This is a genomic window from Bacillus cereus (assembly GCF_025917685.1).
Taxonomy (GTDB): Bacteria; Bacillota; Bacilli; order Bacillales; family Bacillaceae_G; genus Bacillus_A; species Bacillus_A cereus_AT.
The window spans coordinates 4,493,911-4,510,369 of the sequence record NZ_CP089518.1 but is presented as its reverse complement, the minus strand read 5'-3'; the positions used below and the strand labels follow the sequence as shown (position 1 = coordinate 4,510,369).

Below are 16,459 nucleotides of genomic sequence, written 5' to 3'. Positions count from 1 at the left end.
TTGAGATGAATGAGCATTAACATGCGTAAAATAAAAATTATAAATAATACAGGGGCTGTTAATGTAGGTGATTGTTATAATTTAGCACCTTTCGCTGTAGCAAAAATATATACAGGTGCGGGTGGTTCTAGCACGGCGACATTTTTAAATGGAAAACGAATGGCAGCAGTTGTACCTGTAACATCGGTGTTTATTCCACCGTTAGCGACGAGTACACGTACGTTAGGTTCATAAAGGAAAGGTAGAGTGTAGTTATGCCTGCACATATTAAAGAGTTTATTATTGTTAATAATACTGGGAATATATTTACGGGTGATAATTTGAGTGATACTTCGTTTACTGCTTCGAAAACGTATAGTGGTTCAACAGGTCCAACTTGTATTGATGTTGTTACGATAATAGGGACTGAGACGAAGCTTTGTTTACAACCGGGGGATAGTGTGACGACAACATATACGAGAGGTATTTCTGCTAGTACTTTAACAGGAGGGAATACAGGCCAAAGTGCAAATGCGTCGAGTACTACGCAAGCAGCACCAAATACGGATAATACAGATTCAGTTGCAGGACTCCCCTAAAATAATAGGGGAGTTTTTATTTAGAAGAAGAACTTGTGTTACATAAAAATAGCAGGAATTGTTTTAAAAGTAGTATTGGAGACAGTTTTAGAAAATACAATTCAAATGGAGGGTGAATTTTTATATAGAACATATTTGGCAGCTGTAGTTTGCTTTTGAGGGGGTGGAAGTGGTGGGGAAAAATGATGGAAAACAAAAAATACAAGCGTCGATAAATTCTAATTTTAAAATATCGCCAGATCTTGTCGGCCCAACTTTTCCTCCAGTGCCAACTGGAATGACAGGGATAACTGGAGCGACAGGAAGTACGGGAGCGACAGGAAGTACAGGTCCAACGGGAAGTAAGGGTGCAGCGGGAGATACAGGTCCAACGGGAAGTAAGGGTGCAACAGGAGTGACGGGCCCGACGGGAGATACAGGAGCAACAGGAAGTACAGGAGTGACAGGAAACACTGGTTCAACGGGAAATACGGCCCCAACGGGGGATACAGGTCCAACCGGAAATACAGGAGCAACCGGAAATACAGGAGCAACGGGAAGTACGGGAGCAACAGGAGATACAGGTCCAACCGGAAATACGGGAGCAACGGGAAGTACGGGAGCCACAGGAGTGACGGGCCCGACTGGAAATAAGGGAGCAACGGGAAGCACAGGAGTGACGGGAAACACCGGTCCAACCGGAAATACGGGAGCAACGGGAAGTACGGGAGCCACAGGAGTGACGGGCCCGACTGGAAATACGGGAGCAACGGGAAGTACGGGCCCAACGGGAGATACAGGTCCGACTGGAAATACGGGAGCGACGGGAAGCACGGGCCCAACGGGAGATACAGGTCCGACTGGAAATACGGGAGCAACAGGAAGTACGGGAGTAACTGGAAATACAGGAGCGACGGGAAGCACGGGTGCAACGGGAAGCACGGGCCCGACCGGAAATACAGGAGCCACAGGAAGCACGGGCCCAACGGGAAATACAGGAGTGACAGGAAACACTGGTCCGACGGGAAATACAGGAGCAACGGGGGATACAGGTCCAGCCGGAAATACAGGAGCAACCGGAGATACAGGTCCGACCGGAAATACGGGAGCAACAGGAAGTACGGGAGCAACAGGAAATACCGGAGCAACAGGAAGCACGGGTCCAACAGGAAGTACGGGAGCAACAGGAAATACGGGAGCAACAGGAAGTACGGGAGCAACAGGAAGTACGGGCCCAACGGGAAGTACGGGAGTAACGGGAAGCACGGGAGCAACAGGAAATACCGGTTCAACAGGAAGCACGGGTCCAACAGGAAGTACGGGAGCAACCGGAGACACCGGTCCAACAGGAAATACTGGGGCAACGGGAAGTACCGGAGTGACGGGAAGCACGGGTCCAACGGGAGATACTGGGGCAACAGGAAGCACGGGTCCAACGGGGGATACTGGGGCAACAGGAGCAACAGGAGCAACAGGAGCAACCGGAGACACCGGTCCAACAGGAAATACTGGGGCAACGGGAAGTACGGGAGCAACAGGAAGTACGGGAGCAACAGGAAGTACGGGAGCAACAGGAAATACCGGTTCAACAGGAAGCACGGGTCCAACAGGAAGTACGGGAGCAACCGGAGACACCGGTCCAACAGGAAATACTGGGGCAACGGGAAGTACGGGAGCAACAGGAAATACGGGAGCAACAGGAAGTACGGGAGCAACAGGAAATACCGGTCCAACAGGAAGTACGGGAGCAATCGGAGACACCGGTCCAACAGGAAATACTGGGGCGACGGGAAGCGCGGGTCCAACGGGAGATACTGGGGCAACAGGAAGTACCGGTCCAACAGGAAACACCGGCCCGACAGGAAGCACAGGTCCAACGGGAAGTACAGGATCAACAGGAAATACGGGAGCAACCGGAGACACTGGTCCAACAGGAAGTACCGGTTCAACAGGAAGTACCGGCCCAACGGGAAGTACGGGAGTAACGGGAAGCACGGGAGCAACAGGAAATACAGGCCCAACAGGAAGTACGGGAGCAACAGGAAGTACGGGAGCAACAGGAAGTACGGGAGCAACGGGAAATACAGGTCCAACAGGAAATACCGGAGCAACGGGAAGTACGGGAGCGACAGGAAGTACGGGTCCAACAGGAAGCACTGGTCCGACGGGTGGTACCGGCTCAACAGGAAGTACCGGGACGACTGGAGTTAGTACAACGGCTACGTATGCTTTTGCTAATAATACATCTGGAACAGCTATATCGGTTCTTTTAGGGGGGACGAATGTTCCTTTGCCAAATAACCAAAATATTGGACCGGGAATTACGGTAAATGGTGCTAATACGGTATTTACAGTTGCAAATGCAGGCAATTACTATATTTCATATACAATTAATATAACTGCTTCGCTATTAGTAAGTTCGCAAATTATTGTTAATGGAACTGCTTTGTCTGGAACTGTTAATTCACCAGCAGTAGCTACAACTGCGTTTAGCGCTACGGTTATTGCAAATATTCCAGCAGGAGCGACTATAAGTTTGCAGTTATTTGGTTTAATTGCTATTGCGACATTGTCAACGACTACACCGGGGGCTGTATTGACAATTATTCGCTTAAGTTAATAAGGAGAGAGCCTTGAAACTTTTATGCTTCGAGGCTTTTTATTTGTTTGAGTAAAAAACATCGCAGTTCGAAAATATATTATAATAGAATGAAAAGAGAGAAATTTGGCAGAAAGGGAGGGTGGCGATGCAGGAGATGGTTACAGATTTTTTTGGACGCCCACTTCAAGATTTGCGCATATCTGTCATTGATCGTTGCAATTTTAGATGTACATATTGTATGCCGGCGGAAGTATTTGGGCCAGATTATGCTTTTTTGAAAGATGAGTTTTTAATGACGTTTGATGAAATTGAGCGTTTGGCAAAACTATTTGTTAGCATCGGTGTACGAAAAATTAGACTTACTGGTGGCGAACCACTGCTTCGTAAAGATTTAACCAAACTTATTGCACGTCTCGTGAAAATTGACGGGTTAGTAGATATAGGATTAACGACAAATGCGATTCATTTAACGAAACAAGCAAAAGCATTAAAAGAAGCTGGATTACATAGAGTAAATGTTAGTTTAGATGCAATAGAAGATGATGTATTTAAGGGCATTAATGGCCGGAATATTAATACGAAACCTGTTATAAAGGGAATTATGGCTGCAAAAGAGGCAGGGCTTGATATAAAGGTCAACATGGTTGTGAAAAAAGGGATGAACGATCATCAAGTACTTCCGATGGCTGCGTATTTTAAAGAGCAGGGAATCACGCTTAGATTTATTGAGTTTATGGATGTTGGTAGTACAAATGGATGGAACTTTGAGCAAGTCGTTACAAAGCGAGAGTTAATTGAGATGATTCATAGCGTGTATCCGCTTGAGCTAGCTGAAGCGCATTATTTCGGTGAAGTTGCGAAGCGATATCGTTACGTTGGAACAAATGTCGAAGTCGGTTTTATTACTTCTGTTTCAGAGTCATTTTGTTCTTCTTGTACGAGAGCGAGAATTTCGGCAGATGGAAAGTTTTATACTTGCTTATTTGCGACAGAAGGATTGGATGTAAGGGAACTTCTTAGAGGAAATCTTTCGGATGATGAGTTGGTAAGCGTTATACAAGATGTATGGATGAATAGAAAAGACAGGTATTCGGATGAACGGACAGAAGAAAGTGCAACGAATCGTCCGAAAATTGAAATGTCTTATATAGGAGGATAAGAAGGGAGGCTATTGTATGCAGGAGCGATATTCAAGACAAATATTATTTTCTGGTGTTGGAGAGGAAGGACAGCGAAAAATAAGAGAGAAGCATGTGCTTATTATCGGCGCTGGTGCTCTCGGGGCAGCAAATGCAGAAGCAATTGTTAGAGCAGGTGTTGGTAAAATAACGATTGCTGATCGTGATTATGTAGAATGGAGCAATTTACAAAGGCAACAATTATATACAGAGGAAGATGCGAAACATTATAAGCCGAAAGCGATAGCGGCAGCAGAACATTTAAAAGCTATTAATTCTGAAGTAGAAATTGTACCGGTTGTGACCGATGTAACGGTTCAAGAAATGGAAGAGTTAATTAAAGGTGTAGATTTAATATTAGATGCGACGGATAATTTTGAAACGCGTCTTCTTATTAATGATATATCCCAGATGTATGACGTTCCGTGGATATACGGAGGGTGCGTTGGAAGCTACGGAGTAACTTATACAATCTTGCCTGGAAAAACGCCATGTTTTCGATGTTTAATGGAACATCCAGCGAGCGGAGCGACATGTGATACGGCGGGTATTATACAACCAGCAGTGCAATTAGTAGTTGCGCATCAAATAACGGAAGCTTTAAAAATATTAGTAGAAGATTTTGAGGCACTTCGTGAAACGATGCTATCATTTGATCTTTGGAATAATCAACAGATGGCATTTAAAGTGAATAGACAGAAAAAGGATACATGTTTATCTTGTGGAAAGCTACGTACATATCCGAGCTTAACATTTGAAGCACAAACGAAAACAGAAGTATTATGTGGACGAAATACAGTTCAAATCCGTCCAGGTGTGCGACAGGGGTTTAATTTAGAAGAAATTAAAAAGCGCTTACAAAAAAGTGTGGATGTAAAGGAAACGCCTTATTTATTATCATTTCCAGTGGAAAAATATCGTTTTGTTTTATTTACAGATGGTAGAGCGTTTATTCATGGGACGAATGATATGAATGTGGCGAAACGCCTATATGCAAGATATATAGGGTGAACCTAAAGGAGAGTCCTTTAGGTTCAGAGGGAAAAGATAGTATTAAGAATTTCTAATATAATCTCCATTTTTTCCGCCTGTTTTTTCAAGTAAGTACGTTTCGCCAATAATCATGCCTTTATCAACAGCTTTACACATATCGTACACGGTAAGAGCGGTAGCGGAAGCAGCTGTTAAAGCTTCCATTTCAACGCCGGTACTACCTTCTGTTTTAACTTTTACTTCAATAAGTAGTCGATATTGTTCTTCTGACTGCTTCCAATCGAAAGAAACATCAACACCTTTTAACAATAAAGGATGGCACATTGGGATAATATCAGAAGTGCGTTTTGCAGCCATAATGCCTGCGATTTGTGCAACAGCCAATACATCACCTTTACCAATTTCATTGTGAGAGATTTTGTCAAAAATTTCTTTCGTAACGAGAATGCTAGAGCATGCAATTGCTGTTCGAACGGTTACTTTTTTGTCGCTTATATCAACCATTTTAGCGCGCCCTTGGTCATTGAAATGTGTGAATGAAGACATGGAATTCCTCCTTGAAGTAATTACGATTTAATATATAAAGTGTAATCGAGATTAGATATTTTGCAAATATGAGGTGAGAAACAATGGTAGAAAAACGAATCCCGATTCAAGTTGCTGAGGCAGTAGAGCGGGTTATGAAATACGCTAAGCATGGTGAAGTGGAAGAAGTTTTTATTACAGAAAGTTATGGGAGGATTCTTGGGGAGGATGTTGTCTCAGATCACGACGTTCCTCACTTTGATCGTTCTCCTTACGACGGTTTCGCAATTCGAGCAGAAGATACGAAGGAAGCGAGTCAAGAGCATCCGGTTGAATTTGAAGTAATAGGAGAAATTGGAGCAGGTTCTGTTTTTTTAGAAGAAGTAGGAGCTTTTCAGGCAGTTCGTATTATGACAGGAGCAGCTATTCCAGAAGATTGCAATGCAGTCGTAATGCTAGAGTTGACGGAAGGATTCGAGAAGAACGAAAGTACATATATGAAGTTGAAACGCTCTTTCCAAAATGGTGACAATGTGTCATTTAAAGGAGAAGATATAAAACAAAATCAAGTCCTTGTTAATAAAGGTATTGTAATCAATCCAGGTGTTGCCGCACTGTTAGCGACGTTTGGATATAGCACTGTAAAAGTTGTAAAACAGCCTGTTGTTGGTATTGTAACGACAGGAAGCGAATTACTAGAAGTGCATGAGTCGCTAGAGCCAGGCAAAATTAGAAATAGTAACTCTTATATGATTGCAGCTCAAATTATGAAAGCCGGCGGGAAAGTTCGTTATTATGGCCAACTTGCCGATGAGTTAGATGGATGTTTTACAGCTGTTCAATCAGCGATGGATGAAGTTGATATTTTAATTACAACAGGCGGTGTGTCGGTAGGAGATTATGATTATTTACCGGCTATTTATGAAAGATTACAGGCGAATGTACTCTTTAATAAAATAGCGATGAGACCAGGAAGTGTAACGACGGTAGCTGAAGTTGATGGAAAGTTACTTTTCGGTTTATCAGGGAATCCGTCAGCTTGTTATGTAGGCTTTGAATTATTTGTGCATCCAATTATAAAAACGTATTTGTATGTGAAGGAACCTCACGTATATAGGGCAGACGCTATTTTGCAAAAAGATTTTCCGAAACCAAATCCGTTTACTCGTTTTGTAAGAGCGAAAGCGAGCATTGTTAATGGGGCACTACAAGTGACGCCGGTCGGTTTAGATAAATCGAGTGCGGTATCTTCACTCGCAGATGCGAATGCTTTTATCGTATTGCCCGGAGGAACGAGAGGATTTGAAGCAGGGATGAAAGTATCTGTATTATTGTTAGAACACTCTGAGGGATGTGATTGGCCATGGGCAACGCCCCTTCAATCTTACAAATAGTAGGGTATCAAAATAGCGGGAAAACAACACTTGTAGAGAAAATTGTGCATGCATTAGCCGAGAGCGAAATGAAAGTTGCTACAATTAAGCATCATGGTCATGGTGGTTTTCCTGAAGTAGCGCAAAAAGATAGTGAAAGGCACCGAAAAGCTGGTGCTGTCGTAAGTAGTGTAGAAGGCGCTGGATTACTATCTCTGTCTTCATTACGAGATGAATGGTCCTTGCAAGAAATTATCCGCTTGTACGAATTTTTTGAAGTGGATACGATTTTAATAGAGGGCTATAAAGCTGAGAAATATCCAAAAGTAGTGTTACTTCGTTCTGCGGAAGACATTGAACTTTTACATAAGGTAGAAAACGTAGTAGCAATTATTACGTGGGATAATGTCCTGTCAAATTTAAGAGAAGACTATAAAGTATTTCATATAACAGAAGAAAAATTGTATGTAGACTGGTTTTTACAAACGGTTAGGAGTGCAAAATGATAAATACGTATTATGAAGTAATTGATACAGAAATCTCGATTGAAGAGGTGGCAAAGAAAGTAATTCGACGTGAATGCGGTGCTGTTACAACATTTATTGGAACGGTTAGGGAGTTTACGAAAGGGCGTCGTACATTATACTTAGAGTATGTTGCTTATAAGTCGATGGCAGAAAAGATGCTACAGAAAATCGGCACAGAAGTGAAGGAGAAATGGCCTGGTACACATGTTGCGATTACACATCGCATTGGCACGTTGCAAATTTCTGATATAGCGGTTGTTGTTACTGTATCAACGCCGCATCGTAAAGAGGCCTATGAAGCAAATGAATATATTATGGAGCGTATTAAGCAAATTGTTCCGATTTGGAAAAAGGAGTTTTGGGAAGATGGCGACTCATGGATTGGTGATCAATTAGAAAAGACACCATATCCAGCAGGAGAGCCTGGGAAGGAGCTATAAATATGATTCGAGTATTGTTATTTGCGAACTTGCAAGAAGAAGCAGGAACAAGTGAATTACAAATAGAGAAAGAAAATATTACGGTTGCAGAGTTAAAAGATATTGTCGCGAAGGAATATAATGTACCAGTATCAGCACCAATTATGGTTGCGATTAATGAAGAATATGCAAATGAAGATGATACGATACAATCTGGTGATGTAGTTGCACTCATACCACCAGTGAGCGGTGGTTAATATTGGATTTATTAAAACGACTTTCCTGAATAGGGGAAGTCGTTTTTTTTATGGGCGTTTTGAGAACACTAATTTATAGAACAAGGAGGGCATTATGAAAAAAATATGTGTAATGATGACGATGATATGTTCTATCTTTTTCTTTTCTCCAAGCTATTCTTGGGCGAAAGAGTCAAAGGAACAGCTTTTAGAGAGTGCGTTACTTAATAGGTACTATTCAGTTATAAGGCAAGCGACAGAAGATCAATATGAATGTGATTCAGTTATAAATATAAAGCGTCTAGGTAAGAAAGATGAGTTTGTTCCTAGATTTGAAGTAACTCTACAATTTCTTACATTTCAAGGTGCACATAATCCGCCGAATGACAAAGTTACACTTACTTTGGAAGACAATTTAGATCACATAAAGATAAAGAAAGTAGAGCGAGAAAAAAATGTGTCTAGTGCGATTGCAGAAAAGGTTTGCGCACGAGCGAAGGAAAAAATGAAAGCACACTCTAATGGTGTAGAGCGGTAACTGATGATATTTAGTAAAGAAAGGTAATGAGCGATGGATATACTTTTAGCGATTTTACCAGCTATATTTTGGGGGAGTATTGTGCTATTTAACGTTAAACTCGGCGGAGGACCGTATAGTCAAACGCTCGGTACAACATTTGGTGCACTTATTTTCTCGATTGTTGTTTATATTTTTGTGAAGCCAGTATTAACTCCTACTGTTATTGGAGTTGGAATTGTATCAGGTTTATTTTGGGCACTTGGTCAGGCGAATCAATTAAAAAGTATTGATTTAATGGGTGTTTCGAGGACGATGCCAATTTCAACAGGACTTCAATTAGTTGCGACGACTTTATTTGGAGTCATCGTATTTCATGAGTGGTCCACGACAATATCAGTCGTCCTTGGAGTTTTGGCGCTCGTTTGTATTATTATCGGTGTTATTTTAACATCACTTCAAAGTGAAGAAGAAAAGAATGCAGAGCAAGCAGCAAATTTTAAAAGGGGCATCATAATTTTATTAATTTCAACAGTCGGTTATTTAGTTTACGTAGTAGTTATTAGGCTATTTAACGTAGATGGTTGGTCGGCTTTATTACCACAAGCAGTTGGTATGGTGTTAGGAGGCATTTTACTTACCTTTAAACATCATCCATTTAATAAATATGCGATACGAAATGTTATTCCAGGATTAATTTGGGCAGCTGGAAATATGTTTTTATTTATTTCACAGCCACGTGTCGGGGTTGCAACAAGCTTTTCACTATCACAAATGGGAATTATTATTTCGACGCTTGGCGGGATTCTTATATTAGGTGAAAAGAAAACGAAACGTCAATTAACAGGTATCGTTGTGGGTATCGTTTTTATTATCGCAGCCGGAATTATGTTAGGGATTGCAAAAGGATAAGGAGGCATTGAAATGTATAGTGATTTAGAAGGGAAAGTCGTCGTTATTACAGGATCAGCAACTGGTTTAGGTAGAGCGATGGGAGTACGATTTGCTAAGGAGAAAGCGAAAGTGGTTATTAACTATCGCTCACGAGAGTCAGAAGCGAATGATGTGTTAGAAGAAATTAAAAGAGTAGGCGGAGAAGCGATTGCTGTAAAAGGTGATGTGACGGCAGAGGCAGATGTTGTGAATCTCATTCAATCTGCTGTGAAAGAGTTTGGTACGCTCGACGTTATGATTAATAATGCAGGGATAGAAAACGCGGTACCGTCGCATGAAATGCCGTTAGAAGATTGGAATAAAGTAATCAATACAAATTTAACAGGCGCTTTTTTAGGAAGTCGTGAAGCGATTAAATATTTTGTGGAACACGACATTAAAGGATCTGTCATTAATATGTCTAGTGTTCATGAGAAAATTCCGTGGCCACTATTCGTGCACTATGCAGCAAGTAAGGGCGGTATTAAACTTATGACAGAAACGTTAGCGTTAGAATATGCGCCAAAAGGTATTCGAGTAAATAATATTGGGCCAGGTGCAATTAATACGCCGATTAATGCCGAAAAGTTTGCTGATCCAAAGCAGCGTGCTGACGTAGAAAGTATGATACCAATGGGCTACATTGGAAAATCTGAAGAAATCGCAGCAGTAGCAACTTGGCTCGCTTCATCAGAGGCAAGTTACGTAACTGGAATTACGTTATTTGCAGATGGTGGAATGACTTTATACCCATCGTTCCAAGCTGGGCGTGGATAATATGAAAAGGACAAAGAGCTTTATCTCTTTGTCCTTTTTTGCAAAAAAAAATAGCGGTCAGCTATTTTTAAAATTAATGATTGATTGTATCTTGAAGAAATTCTGTTGCTTGATGTTCTGAAACATTCTGTACGAGCGCAACTTCGCTAATAACCATTTTGCGCGCATTATCTAGCATTTGTTTTTCGCTCGCATTTAATGCTCTTTCTTTATTGCGACGAAGTAAATCACGAACAACTTCTGCACTATCTTGAAGATTGCCGTTCTTCATTTTTTCCATATTCATTGTATATCTTTGTTTCCAGGAAAGTGAGGGGTCTGATTCCCCATGATGAAATTCAAGAAGTATACCATCTAACGTACCTTTATCGACGATATAACGTATACCTGATTTTTGTAATTGATCCATCGGAAGCATTACTTGCATATCTTTATTAATGATGCGTATAACACAATATTGCCGCGTAGTACCTAATATTTCTTTCTCTTCAATTGCTTCGATGATTCCTGCACCGTGCATTGGATAAACGATTTTATCACCAATTTGAAACAAATCATCCACCTCCATATGTGGTAACCATCTTTAATGATAACACATTTAGATAAAAATGTCAAATTTTATATAATATCATATCTGATATACTGTAGTCAATATATAAAAGGCGTTTTTTTTAGATGTTTTTTTGCCCTTATATGTGGAAAGAAAAGAGGAGATTTTTTTAGAAAAATAGTACAGGCGAAGAAAGAGGGCATATCCACTTATTTTTAAGCATAAAATGTAAAATCGCTAATACAATATACCTAAATCCGTTCTTTGCAAGGGAGGGAGAGAAGGTGGGGCGCACAATTAAAATTGATATTACAAATAAAGTTGTAGCTAAATTTAGACCAAATTATTTGGAATTATATACGAGTAAATTTATGATAGGTAAGTTTTATGTCTATACTGAAGGTAAACAATATGTGTTAGAAGACGGATATATATACGAAGAAGGAAAGTTTTATCGCATCATAGATACGCACCGTGGCAATAATCAAGCGGCGGAGGGCTGCGATCTAGGATGGTGTTAACATGATTCGTGTGAAAGTATTTGATGAAAGTCATGAAAAAGACTTAGAAGATGCTGTAAATGTATTTTTGAAAAAAATTGATGATGGAAATTTTTTAGATATAAAGTATCAAGTTGGTGTTTCGATTAATGATGATGAAAATCAAATTTATTGTTTTTCAGCGATGATTGTTTATAAAGCATAAAAAAGAGCTGGGGAGCCAGCTCTTTTTTATGTTTTATGTTGGGACAACATGTGTTGGTAATCCGTTCATAATAGATTGTGCTGTACCTATCTTATTCGTCTTTAAAAGAAGTTCTTCTGTTTCATGTTTTTGGGCATCTTTACACATACCGAGGTGATAACGATCACCTAAAAATGGATCAATATAAAAACCGTTTTTGAATATTTTATCATTTGGATGTTTTTCATGGTGAATGTCAGAACAGTTAATGCAATAGAACATAGCTTTCATCCCCTTTGTATTTTTGTTTGAAAAAGTGAGTGGGTAGTCATTTCGCTCCTAAGGAAATGTTGAGGAGAAGAGAAATAACTACCTACTCAAATGGTGGGCATATTCCTTCTGATTTTTCATATCTCGCGTAGTGTCCCCGAGGGAAGGAGGAGAGACGAAATACGCATGATATACGTAAGGCGCTTCTTTCAAGATGAATGATGGAGTTTCATGTTGAGAGAAGTTTTTATTTTTTGTTGCCTTTGTGAGTATATTATGAGGGAATGCTCAGAGGGTGTTTGTCCTGTTGAAAAAATGTTGAGAATTTCTCAACAGTAAAAAAGAATCAGGATTGACATGAAACTAAAAGGTGTTATATTATCTAAATATAACCAAAAGGTGTTATATTTGAACGCCGAATAAAGGAGAATGGAAATGGAACAACAAAATACATTAACTGATATTAAACAAACGATCGTTTTTAACGCGTCTATTCAAAAAGTATGGAATGTAGTATCAACTGCAGAAGGGATTGCGTCATGGTTTATGCCAAATGATTTCGAATTAGAGGTAGGACATGAATTTCATGTGCAATCACCATTTGGGCCATCACCATGTAAAGTGTTAGAAATTGATGAGCCAAACCATCTATCTTTCTCATGGGATACAGATGGCTGGGTTGTTTCATTTAACCTGAAAGATCTAGGAGATAATAAAACAGAATTTACGTTAATTCACGGCGGCTGGAAACATCCTGATGAAATCCTTCCAAAACCAAATGCGAAGAGCTCTATTATTCACGAAAGAATGAGCGGCGGCTGGGTAGCGATTGTAAATGAAAAACTGAAAAAGGTTGTTGAAGGTTAAATGTCTTCGTCAGCAGCGAAATATGATGTATTTCAAGCAATTGCTGATCCAACCCGCCGAGAAGTAATACGGTTATTAAGTAATAAAGAGTTACCGATTTCCAAAATAACGGATCATTTTCCGATGAGCCGTACTGCAGTTGTAAAGCACCTTCATATTCTTTCGGAAGCGAATTTAGTGAGTGGAAGAAAGAGTGGAAGAGAGAAGATATATCGTTTGCATCCAGAACCATTAGAAGAATTACAGCAGTGGCTCTCATACTATGAACGATTTTGGGATAATAAATTGTCCATGCTTAAACATATTGTGGAGAATGAAGAGTAAAAGAGGATGACCATTTCGGTCATCCTCTTTTACTGCTCACTTGTTTGTTTAGCTGGCTTTAATAAGAGCCAAGCGATAATTAATGTGAATACTGCTAATACGAAAGTGCTCATATAAATGACGTGTACACTTGATGCTAATGCGGATTGTGATTCGGTTGCTACGTTTGCTGTAGCTCCGCCGTGTCCGCCAGAAGATACGAGATCAAGATTTTTAATACCACGCGCGTGAATCATCGTATTGAAGATTGTTCCGAAGATTGCAGCGCCTAGTGTTTGACTAAATGTATTAATAAATGTGTTTAAACCAACGGCTGTTCCGCGCGTATGAGCCGGTACAGCTGCTTGAATTGTGACCATGTAAATTGGTGTAACAAGTCCCATTCCTAAGCCGAATAATCCGACTGCAACATAGATAAGGAACGATGGTGAATCTGTTGATAATGTAAATAATAAGAAAGTAGCAACTGATAAAATGCTAGCTCCAAGTAAAATAATTTGTTTCGTTTGTAACTTGCCAACTAAGTTACCGGAGAACATAGCACCGAATGTCCACATAACAGGAATCGGCATTAAAATGAGTCCAGCTTCTGTCGCGTTTTTTCCTAAAACACCTTGGCTCCAAATTGGAAGATACACTGTAATACTAATAATCATTGCGCCAGCAATAAGTGTTAGTATGTTTATAGTAGATAGTGTACGGTTAGAGAAAAGTGCTAGCGGAATTAATGGTTCCGGAGATTTTTTCTCGATGTATAAGAAAATAATGAATGAAACAGCGGCAAAGATTAATAGGCCGATAATTGAAATGTCTCCCCAGTTTTGCTTACTGCTACCTGTTAATAATGCGTATAGCAGAGCGATTGTACTTAATGAGAAGACTGTTGCACCAAGGTAGTCGATATGTTGCTTGGCGGCAGACTTAACAGATTCCTTATAAGAAATGGCAAACATTATGCAAGCGACAATTCCAAAAGGAACGTTTAAGAAGAAAATATAGCGCCAAGAAAGAGAATCAACTAAAAATCCACCTACTAACGGCCCGATAACACCAGATACACCCCAAACGGCACTCATCCAGCCCTGTGCTTTCGCGCGGTCTCTCGCTTCGCTATATAAGTCCCCAATAATCGTCATTGTGATCGGCATAACAGCACCAGCCCCTATACCTTGAAGGGCTCGGAAGAAGATTAATTGTTCCATTGATGTAACGACTCCGCAAAGTGCAGAACCGATTAAGAAGATTGTTGCTCCGATGAGCAGAACTTTTTTACGGCCGAATAAATCAGCTAGTTTTCCGTATATTGGAGTCGAAACAGCTGTTGCAAGCATATAGATTGCATACACCCAACTAACAAGTTCGACGCCTGACAAATCACTCGTTATACGAGGGATCGCTGTACTAACAATCGTTCCTTCTACCGCAGAAAGAAACGTCATTAGCATTAAAGACATCATGACTTTTTTTCTCATTTGTTTTCCCCTTACCCTTTTTCAAATATTCAACAATATAAAATATAAAGGTACTAAGGTATATAAAGCAACAAAAAAGAACGAGGGGATTTGGCATTCTTTGTTGGTAAGTCGGTATATCTTGAGAAATCGCTGATATAAGTGGGGAATCGCCGATATAATTGAGAAATCGCTGATATATGTGAAAGACCGCCGATATAATTTCATGTACATATAAAAAAAGAAACAGGAATCCCTGTTTCTTTTTTTAATACTGCATTTTTGCGTTTTCTCCAGCTGTTGTTCCGGCAATTCTACCAGTAACGAGAGCAGATGTAATGTTATAGCCACCAGTATAACCGTGAATATCAAGAACTTCTCCGCAGAAATATAAGCCATTCGTGAATTTAGAAGACATTTCTTTCGGGTTAATTTCTTTAACGGATACACCGCCGCCAGTAACGAATGCTTTTTCAATTGACTGCGTACCATTTACATTCACAGTAAATTCTTTAAAGTCTTTCACAAGTGCACGAATCTTCTCATGAGAAATTTGTCCAGCTTGTTCGCTGCCATCAATTTCATTTTTTTCTAATAAGAATAGGAAGTAACGTTCAGGCACATAACCTTTTAATACGTTTTTAATTCCTTTTTTCGGATCTTCTTTCATTTGTTTCAGCATGCGCTGGAATAGTTGTTCACTATTTTCTTCTGGCAATGCATCGATACTCATTTGAACTGTATTCGTTTTAAATTTTTTCAACGTTTTTACAACGAATTGGCTACAACGAAGAGCGGCAGGACCAGATAAGCCAAAATGAGTGAAGAGCATGTCCATTTTATGAGAAATGACAACTTTTCCTTTCGGGTTTAATACGCTTAAGTTTACATCTCGTAAAGCAAGACCTTGTAATGAACGGTCACGAATAAATGGTTCGTTTGAAAGAATTGGTACTTCTGTTGGGAAAAGTTCTGTAATTGTATGACCAGCTTTTTCAGCCCAAGCGTATCCGTCTCCAGTAGAACCAGTTTGAGGAACAGATTTTCCGCCAACAGCGATAACGACGTGATTCGTTTCTAACACTTCACCTGTTTGTAATACAACGGCTTTCGTTTGACCGTTTTCGTATTCAATCGTTTCAACAGGCGTATTCGTGCGTATTTTTACACCTAAGTCTTTTAATCGTGTTAAAAGTGCATCTACAACAGATTGCGCTTTATTTGATACGGGGAACATGCGGCCATGATCCTCTTCTTTCAGTTTTACACCGAGATTTTCGAAGAATGTAATAATATCTTCATTACTGAAAATAGAAAAAGCACTGTATAAGAAGCGACCATTTCCAGGTATATGTTTAACGATTTCATCAAGTGGTAGACGGTTCGTTACGTTACAACGGCCACCACCAGAAATCGCAAGTTTACGTCCAAGTTTATTTCCTTTATCAAGAAGTAAGACGCTTGCGCCTTCTTCAGCAGCACCGATTGCAGCCATTAGCCCTGAAGGACCGCCGCCGATGACAATAACATCATAATGCATAATATATCGACCTCATTTTCTACATTTCCTGCCTAAAAGAATAGCATGTTTTCCCTTAAAAGAAAAATAGAGTGAAGTACTGCTTAAGGGGAGAATTGTGGTACAATACAAAAGTTAGAGTTCAGCACTATCCTGC

Annotated in this window: 21 protein-coding genes; 16 read left to right on the top strand and 5 right to left on the bottom strand. The window is 40.1% G+C overall.

Going from position 1 to position 16,459, the window contains the following annotated elements:
* The first annotated feature begins 9 nt into the window (after positions 1 to 9).
* The 5 genes from LUS72_RS23480 to LUS72_RS23460 all read left to right on the top strand — a co-directional run bounded on the left by LUS72_RS23480 (position 10) and on the right by LUS72_RS23460 (position 5,348).
* Positions 10 to 234: a spore germination protein gene (locus LUS72_RS23480; RefSeq protein ID WP_097829624.1), complete on the top strand. Its 225-nt coding sequence runs from the start codon at positions 10 to 12 to the stop codon at positions 232 to 234.
* Positions 235 to 254: 20 nt separating this feature from the next.
* Positions 255 to 578: a hypothetical protein gene (locus tag LUS72_RS23475; protein ID WP_097829625.1), complete on the top strand. Its 324-nt coding sequence runs from the start codon at positions 255 to 257 to the stop codon at positions 576 to 578.
* 172 nt (positions 579 to 750) lie between these two features.
* Positions 751 to 3,177 (top strand): beta strand repeat-containing protein, encoded by a 2,427-nt coding sequence (locus LUS72_RS23470; RefSeq protein WP_272502239.1) that lies wholly within the window; start codon positions 751 to 753, stop codon positions 3,175 to 3,177.
* Between the two features lie 127 nt (positions 3,178 to 3,304).
* On the top strand, positions 3,305 to 4,318 hold the full coding sequence (gene moaA / locus LUS72_RS23465) for a GTP 3',8-cyclase MoaA (RefSeq protein ID WP_097829022.1): 1,014 nt from the start codon (positions 3,305 to 3,307) through the stop codon (positions 4,316 to 4,318).
* A gap of 16 nt (positions 4,319 to 4,334) precedes the next feature.
* The gene (locus LUS72_RS23460) at positions 4,335 to 5,348 is read left to right on the top strand and encodes a molybdopterin-synthase adenylyltransferase MoeB (protein ID WP_097829023.1); all 1,014 of its coding nucleotides are present in this window, start codon (positions 4,335 to 4,337) and stop codon (positions 5,346 to 5,348) included.
* 42 nt (positions 5,349 to 5,390) lie between these two features.
* Here the strand turns inward: LUS72_RS23460 and moaC are convergent, their stop codons facing one another.
* Entirely contained in the window at positions 5,391 to 5,876 is a 486-nt protein-coding gene (gene moaC, locus LUS72_RS23455) for a cyclic pyranopterin monophosphate synthase MoaC (RefSeq protein ID WP_000094156.1), read from the bottom strand.
* Between the two features lie 83 nt (positions 5,877 to 5,959).
* Between moaC and glp the strand changes: the two genes are divergently transcribed.
* From glp to LUS72_RS23420, 7 genes are all read left to right on the top strand, one after another.
* A complete protein-coding gene (gene glp / locus LUS72_RS23450) occupies positions 5,960 to 7,249 on the top strand; it encodes a molybdopterin molybdotransferase MoeA (RefSeq protein ID WP_264448343.1) in 1,290 nt (429 codons plus the stop codon).
* The gene (gene mobB, locus LUS72_RS23445) at positions 7,213 to 7,734 is read left to right on the top strand and encodes a molybdopterin-guanine dinucleotide biosynthesis protein B (protein WP_002094381.1); all 522 of its coding nucleotides are present in this window, start codon (positions 7,213 to 7,215) and stop codon (positions 7,732 to 7,734) included. Before glp ends, mobB begins: the two co-directional genes overlap by 37 nt.
* On the top strand, positions 7,731 to 8,195 hold the full coding sequence (moaE, locus tag LUS72_RS23440) for a molybdopterin synthase catalytic subunit MoaE (protein WP_264448341.1): 465 nt from the start codon (positions 7,731 to 7,733) through the stop codon (positions 8,193 to 8,195). The genes mobB and moaE overlap by 4 nt, the downstream gene beginning before the upstream one ends.
* Before the next feature lie 2 nt (positions 8,196 to 8,197).
* The gene (moaD, locus tag LUS72_RS23435) at positions 8,198 to 8,431 is read left to right on the top strand and encodes a molybdopterin converting factor subunit 1 (RefSeq protein WP_000621795.1); all 234 of its coding nucleotides are present in this window, start codon (positions 8,198 to 8,200) and stop codon (positions 8,429 to 8,431) included.
* Between the two features lie 94 nt (positions 8,432 to 8,525).
* Positions 8,526 to 8,948, top strand: coding sequence for a DUF3888 domain-containing protein (locus LUS72_RS23430; RefSeq protein WP_097829026.1), 423 nt, complete (start codon positions 8,526 to 8,528; stop codon positions 8,946 to 8,948).
* A gap of 33 nt (positions 8,949 to 8,981) precedes the next feature.
* Positions 8,982 to 9,839 (top strand): glucose uptake protein GlcU, encoded by an 858-nt coding sequence (gene glcU, locus LUS72_RS23425; RefSeq protein ID WP_264448337.1) that lies wholly within the window; start codon positions 8,982 to 8,984, stop codon positions 9,837 to 9,839.
* Between the two features lie 12 nt (positions 9,840 to 9,851).
* The gene (locus LUS72_RS23420) at positions 9,852 to 10,637 is read left to right on the top strand and encodes a glucose 1-dehydrogenase (RefSeq protein ID WP_097829027.1); all 786 of its coding nucleotides are present in this window, start codon (positions 9,852 to 9,854) and stop codon (positions 10,635 to 10,637) included.
* Positions 10,638 to 10,710: 73 nt separating this feature from the next.
* On the opposite strand, the gene LUS72_RS23415 is transcribed toward LUS72_RS23420, so the two are convergent.
* Positions 10,711 to 11,205, bottom strand: coding sequence for a CarD family transcriptional regulator (locus LUS72_RS23415; protein ID WP_002077588.1), 495 nt, complete (start codon positions 11,203 to 11,205; stop codon positions 10,711 to 10,713).
* A gap of 266 nt (positions 11,206 to 11,471) precedes the next feature.
* Between LUS72_RS23415 and LUS72_RS23410 the strand changes: the two genes are divergently transcribed.
* Positions 11,472 to 11,708: a DUF2553 family protein gene (locus tag LUS72_RS23410; protein ID WP_000533805.1), complete on the top strand. Its 237-nt coding sequence runs from the start codon at positions 11,472 to 11,474 to the stop codon at positions 11,706 to 11,708.
* Between the two features lies 1 nt (position 11,709).
* Positions 11,710 to 11,892: a sporulation protein Cse60 gene (locus LUS72_RS23405; protein WP_097829028.1), complete on the top strand. Its 183-nt coding sequence runs from the start codon at positions 11,710 to 11,712 to the stop codon at positions 11,890 to 11,892.
* 33 nt (positions 11,893 to 11,925) lie between these two features.
* On the opposite strand, the gene LUS72_RS23400 is transcribed toward LUS72_RS23405, so the two are convergent.
* A complete protein-coding gene (locus LUS72_RS23400) occupies positions 11,926 to 12,153 on the bottom strand; it encodes a DUF3973 domain-containing protein (protein ID WP_097829029.1) in 228 nt (75 codons plus the stop codon).
* A 423-nt stretch (positions 12,154 to 12,576) separates the two neighbouring features.
* On the opposite strand from LUS72_RS23400, the gene LUS72_RS23395 reads away from it, so the two are divergent.
* Together LUS72_RS23395 and LUS72_RS23390 are read left to right on the top strand one after the other, a co-directional pair.
* Entirely contained in the window at positions 12,577 to 13,008 is a 432-nt protein-coding gene (locus tag LUS72_RS23395) for an SRPBCC family protein (RefSeq protein WP_097829030.1), read from the top strand.
* Positions 13,009 to 13,332: an ArsR/SmtB family transcription factor gene (locus LUS72_RS23390; RefSeq protein ID WP_097829031.1), complete on the top strand. Its 324-nt coding sequence runs from the start codon at positions 13,009 to 13,011 to the stop codon at positions 13,330 to 13,332.
* A 29-nt stretch (positions 13,333 to 13,361) separates the two neighbouring features.
* On the opposite strand, the gene LUS72_RS23385 is transcribed toward LUS72_RS23390, so the two are convergent.
* Positions 13,362 to 14,804: an MDR family MFS transporter gene (locus tag LUS72_RS23385; protein ID WP_264448335.1), complete on the bottom strand. Its 1,443-nt coding sequence runs from the start codon at positions 14,802 to 14,804 to the stop codon at positions 13,362 to 13,364.
* Between the two features lie 247 nt (positions 14,805 to 15,051).
* Complete coding sequence (locus LUS72_RS23380; RefSeq protein WP_097829033.1) at positions 15,052 to 16,323, bottom strand: BaiN/RdsA family NAD(P)/FAD-dependent oxidoreductase; 1,272 nt, start codon at positions 16,321 to 16,323, stop codon at positions 15,052 to 15,054.
* Positions 16,324 to 16,459: the final 136 nt, after the last annotated feature.

Bases quoted from the DNA above. Each gene is read 5' to 3' on its own strand.
- LUS72_RS23415 (WP_002077588.1), bottom strand. From the start codon at position 11,205: ATGGAGGTGGATGATTTGTTTCAAATTGGTGATAAAATCGTTTATCCA.
- LUS72_RS23400 (WP_097829029.1), bottom strand. From the start codon at position 12,153: ATGTTCTATTGCATTAACTGTTCTGACATTCACCATGAAAAACATCCA.
- LUS72_RS23475 (WP_097829625.1), top strand. From the start codon at position 255: ATGCCTGCACATATTAAAGAGTTTATTATTGTTAATAATACTGGGAAT.
- LUS72_RS23380 (WP_097829033.1), bottom strand. From the start codon at position 16,323: ATGCATTATGATGTTATTGTCATCGGCGGCGGTCCTTCAGGGCTAATG.
- glp (WP_264448343.1), top strand. From the start codon at position 5,960: ATGGTAGAAAAACGAATCCCGATTCAAGTTGCTGAGGCAGTAGAGCGG.
- LUS72_RS23460 (WP_097829023.1), top strand. From the start codon at position 4,335: ATGCAGGAGCGATATTCAAGACAAATATTATTTTCTGGTGTTGGAGAG.
- LUS72_RS23395 (WP_097829030.1), top strand. From the start codon at position 12,577: ATGGAACAACAAAATACATTAACTGATATTAAACAAACGATCGTTTTT.
- LUS72_RS23405 (WP_097829028.1), top strand. From the start codon at position 11,710: ATGATTCGTGTGAAAGTATTTGATGAAAGTCATGAAAAAGACTTAGAA.
- LUS72_RS23420 (WP_097829027.1), top strand. From the start codon at position 9,852: ATGTATAGTGATTTAGAAGGGAAAGTCGTCGTTATTACAGGATCAGCA.
- glcU (WP_264448337.1), top strand. From the start codon at position 8,982: ATGGATATACTTTTAGCGATTTTACCAGCTATATTTTGGGGGAGTATT.
- LUS72_RS23385 (WP_264448335.1), bottom strand. From the start codon at position 14,804: ATGAGAAAAAAAGTCATGATGTCTTTAATGCTAATGACGTTTCTTTCT.
- moaE (WP_264448341.1), top strand. From the start codon at position 7,731: ATGATAAATACGTATTATGAAGTAATTGATACAGAAATCTCGATTGAA.
- moaD (WP_000621795.1), top strand. From the start codon at position 8,198: ATGATTCGAGTATTGTTATTTGCGAACTTGCAAGAAGAAGCAGGAACA.
- moaA (WP_097829022.1), top strand. From the start codon at position 3,305: ATGCAGGAGATGGTTACAGATTTTTTTGGACGCCCACTTCAAGATTTG.
- LUS72_RS23480 (WP_097829624.1), top strand. From the start codon at position 10: ATGAGCATTAACATGCGTAAAATAAAAATTATAAATAATACAGGGGCT.
- LUS72_RS23430 (WP_097829026.1), top strand. From the start codon at position 8,526: ATGAAAAAAATATGTGTAATGATGACGATGATATGTTCTATCTTTTTC.
- LUS72_RS23390 (WP_097829031.1), top strand. From the start codon at position 13,009: ATGTCTTCGTCAGCAGCGAAATATGATGTATTTCAAGCAATTGCTGAT.
- moaC (WP_000094156.1), bottom strand. From the start codon at position 5,876: ATGTCTTCATTCACACATTTCAATGACCAAGGGCGCGCTAAAATGGTT.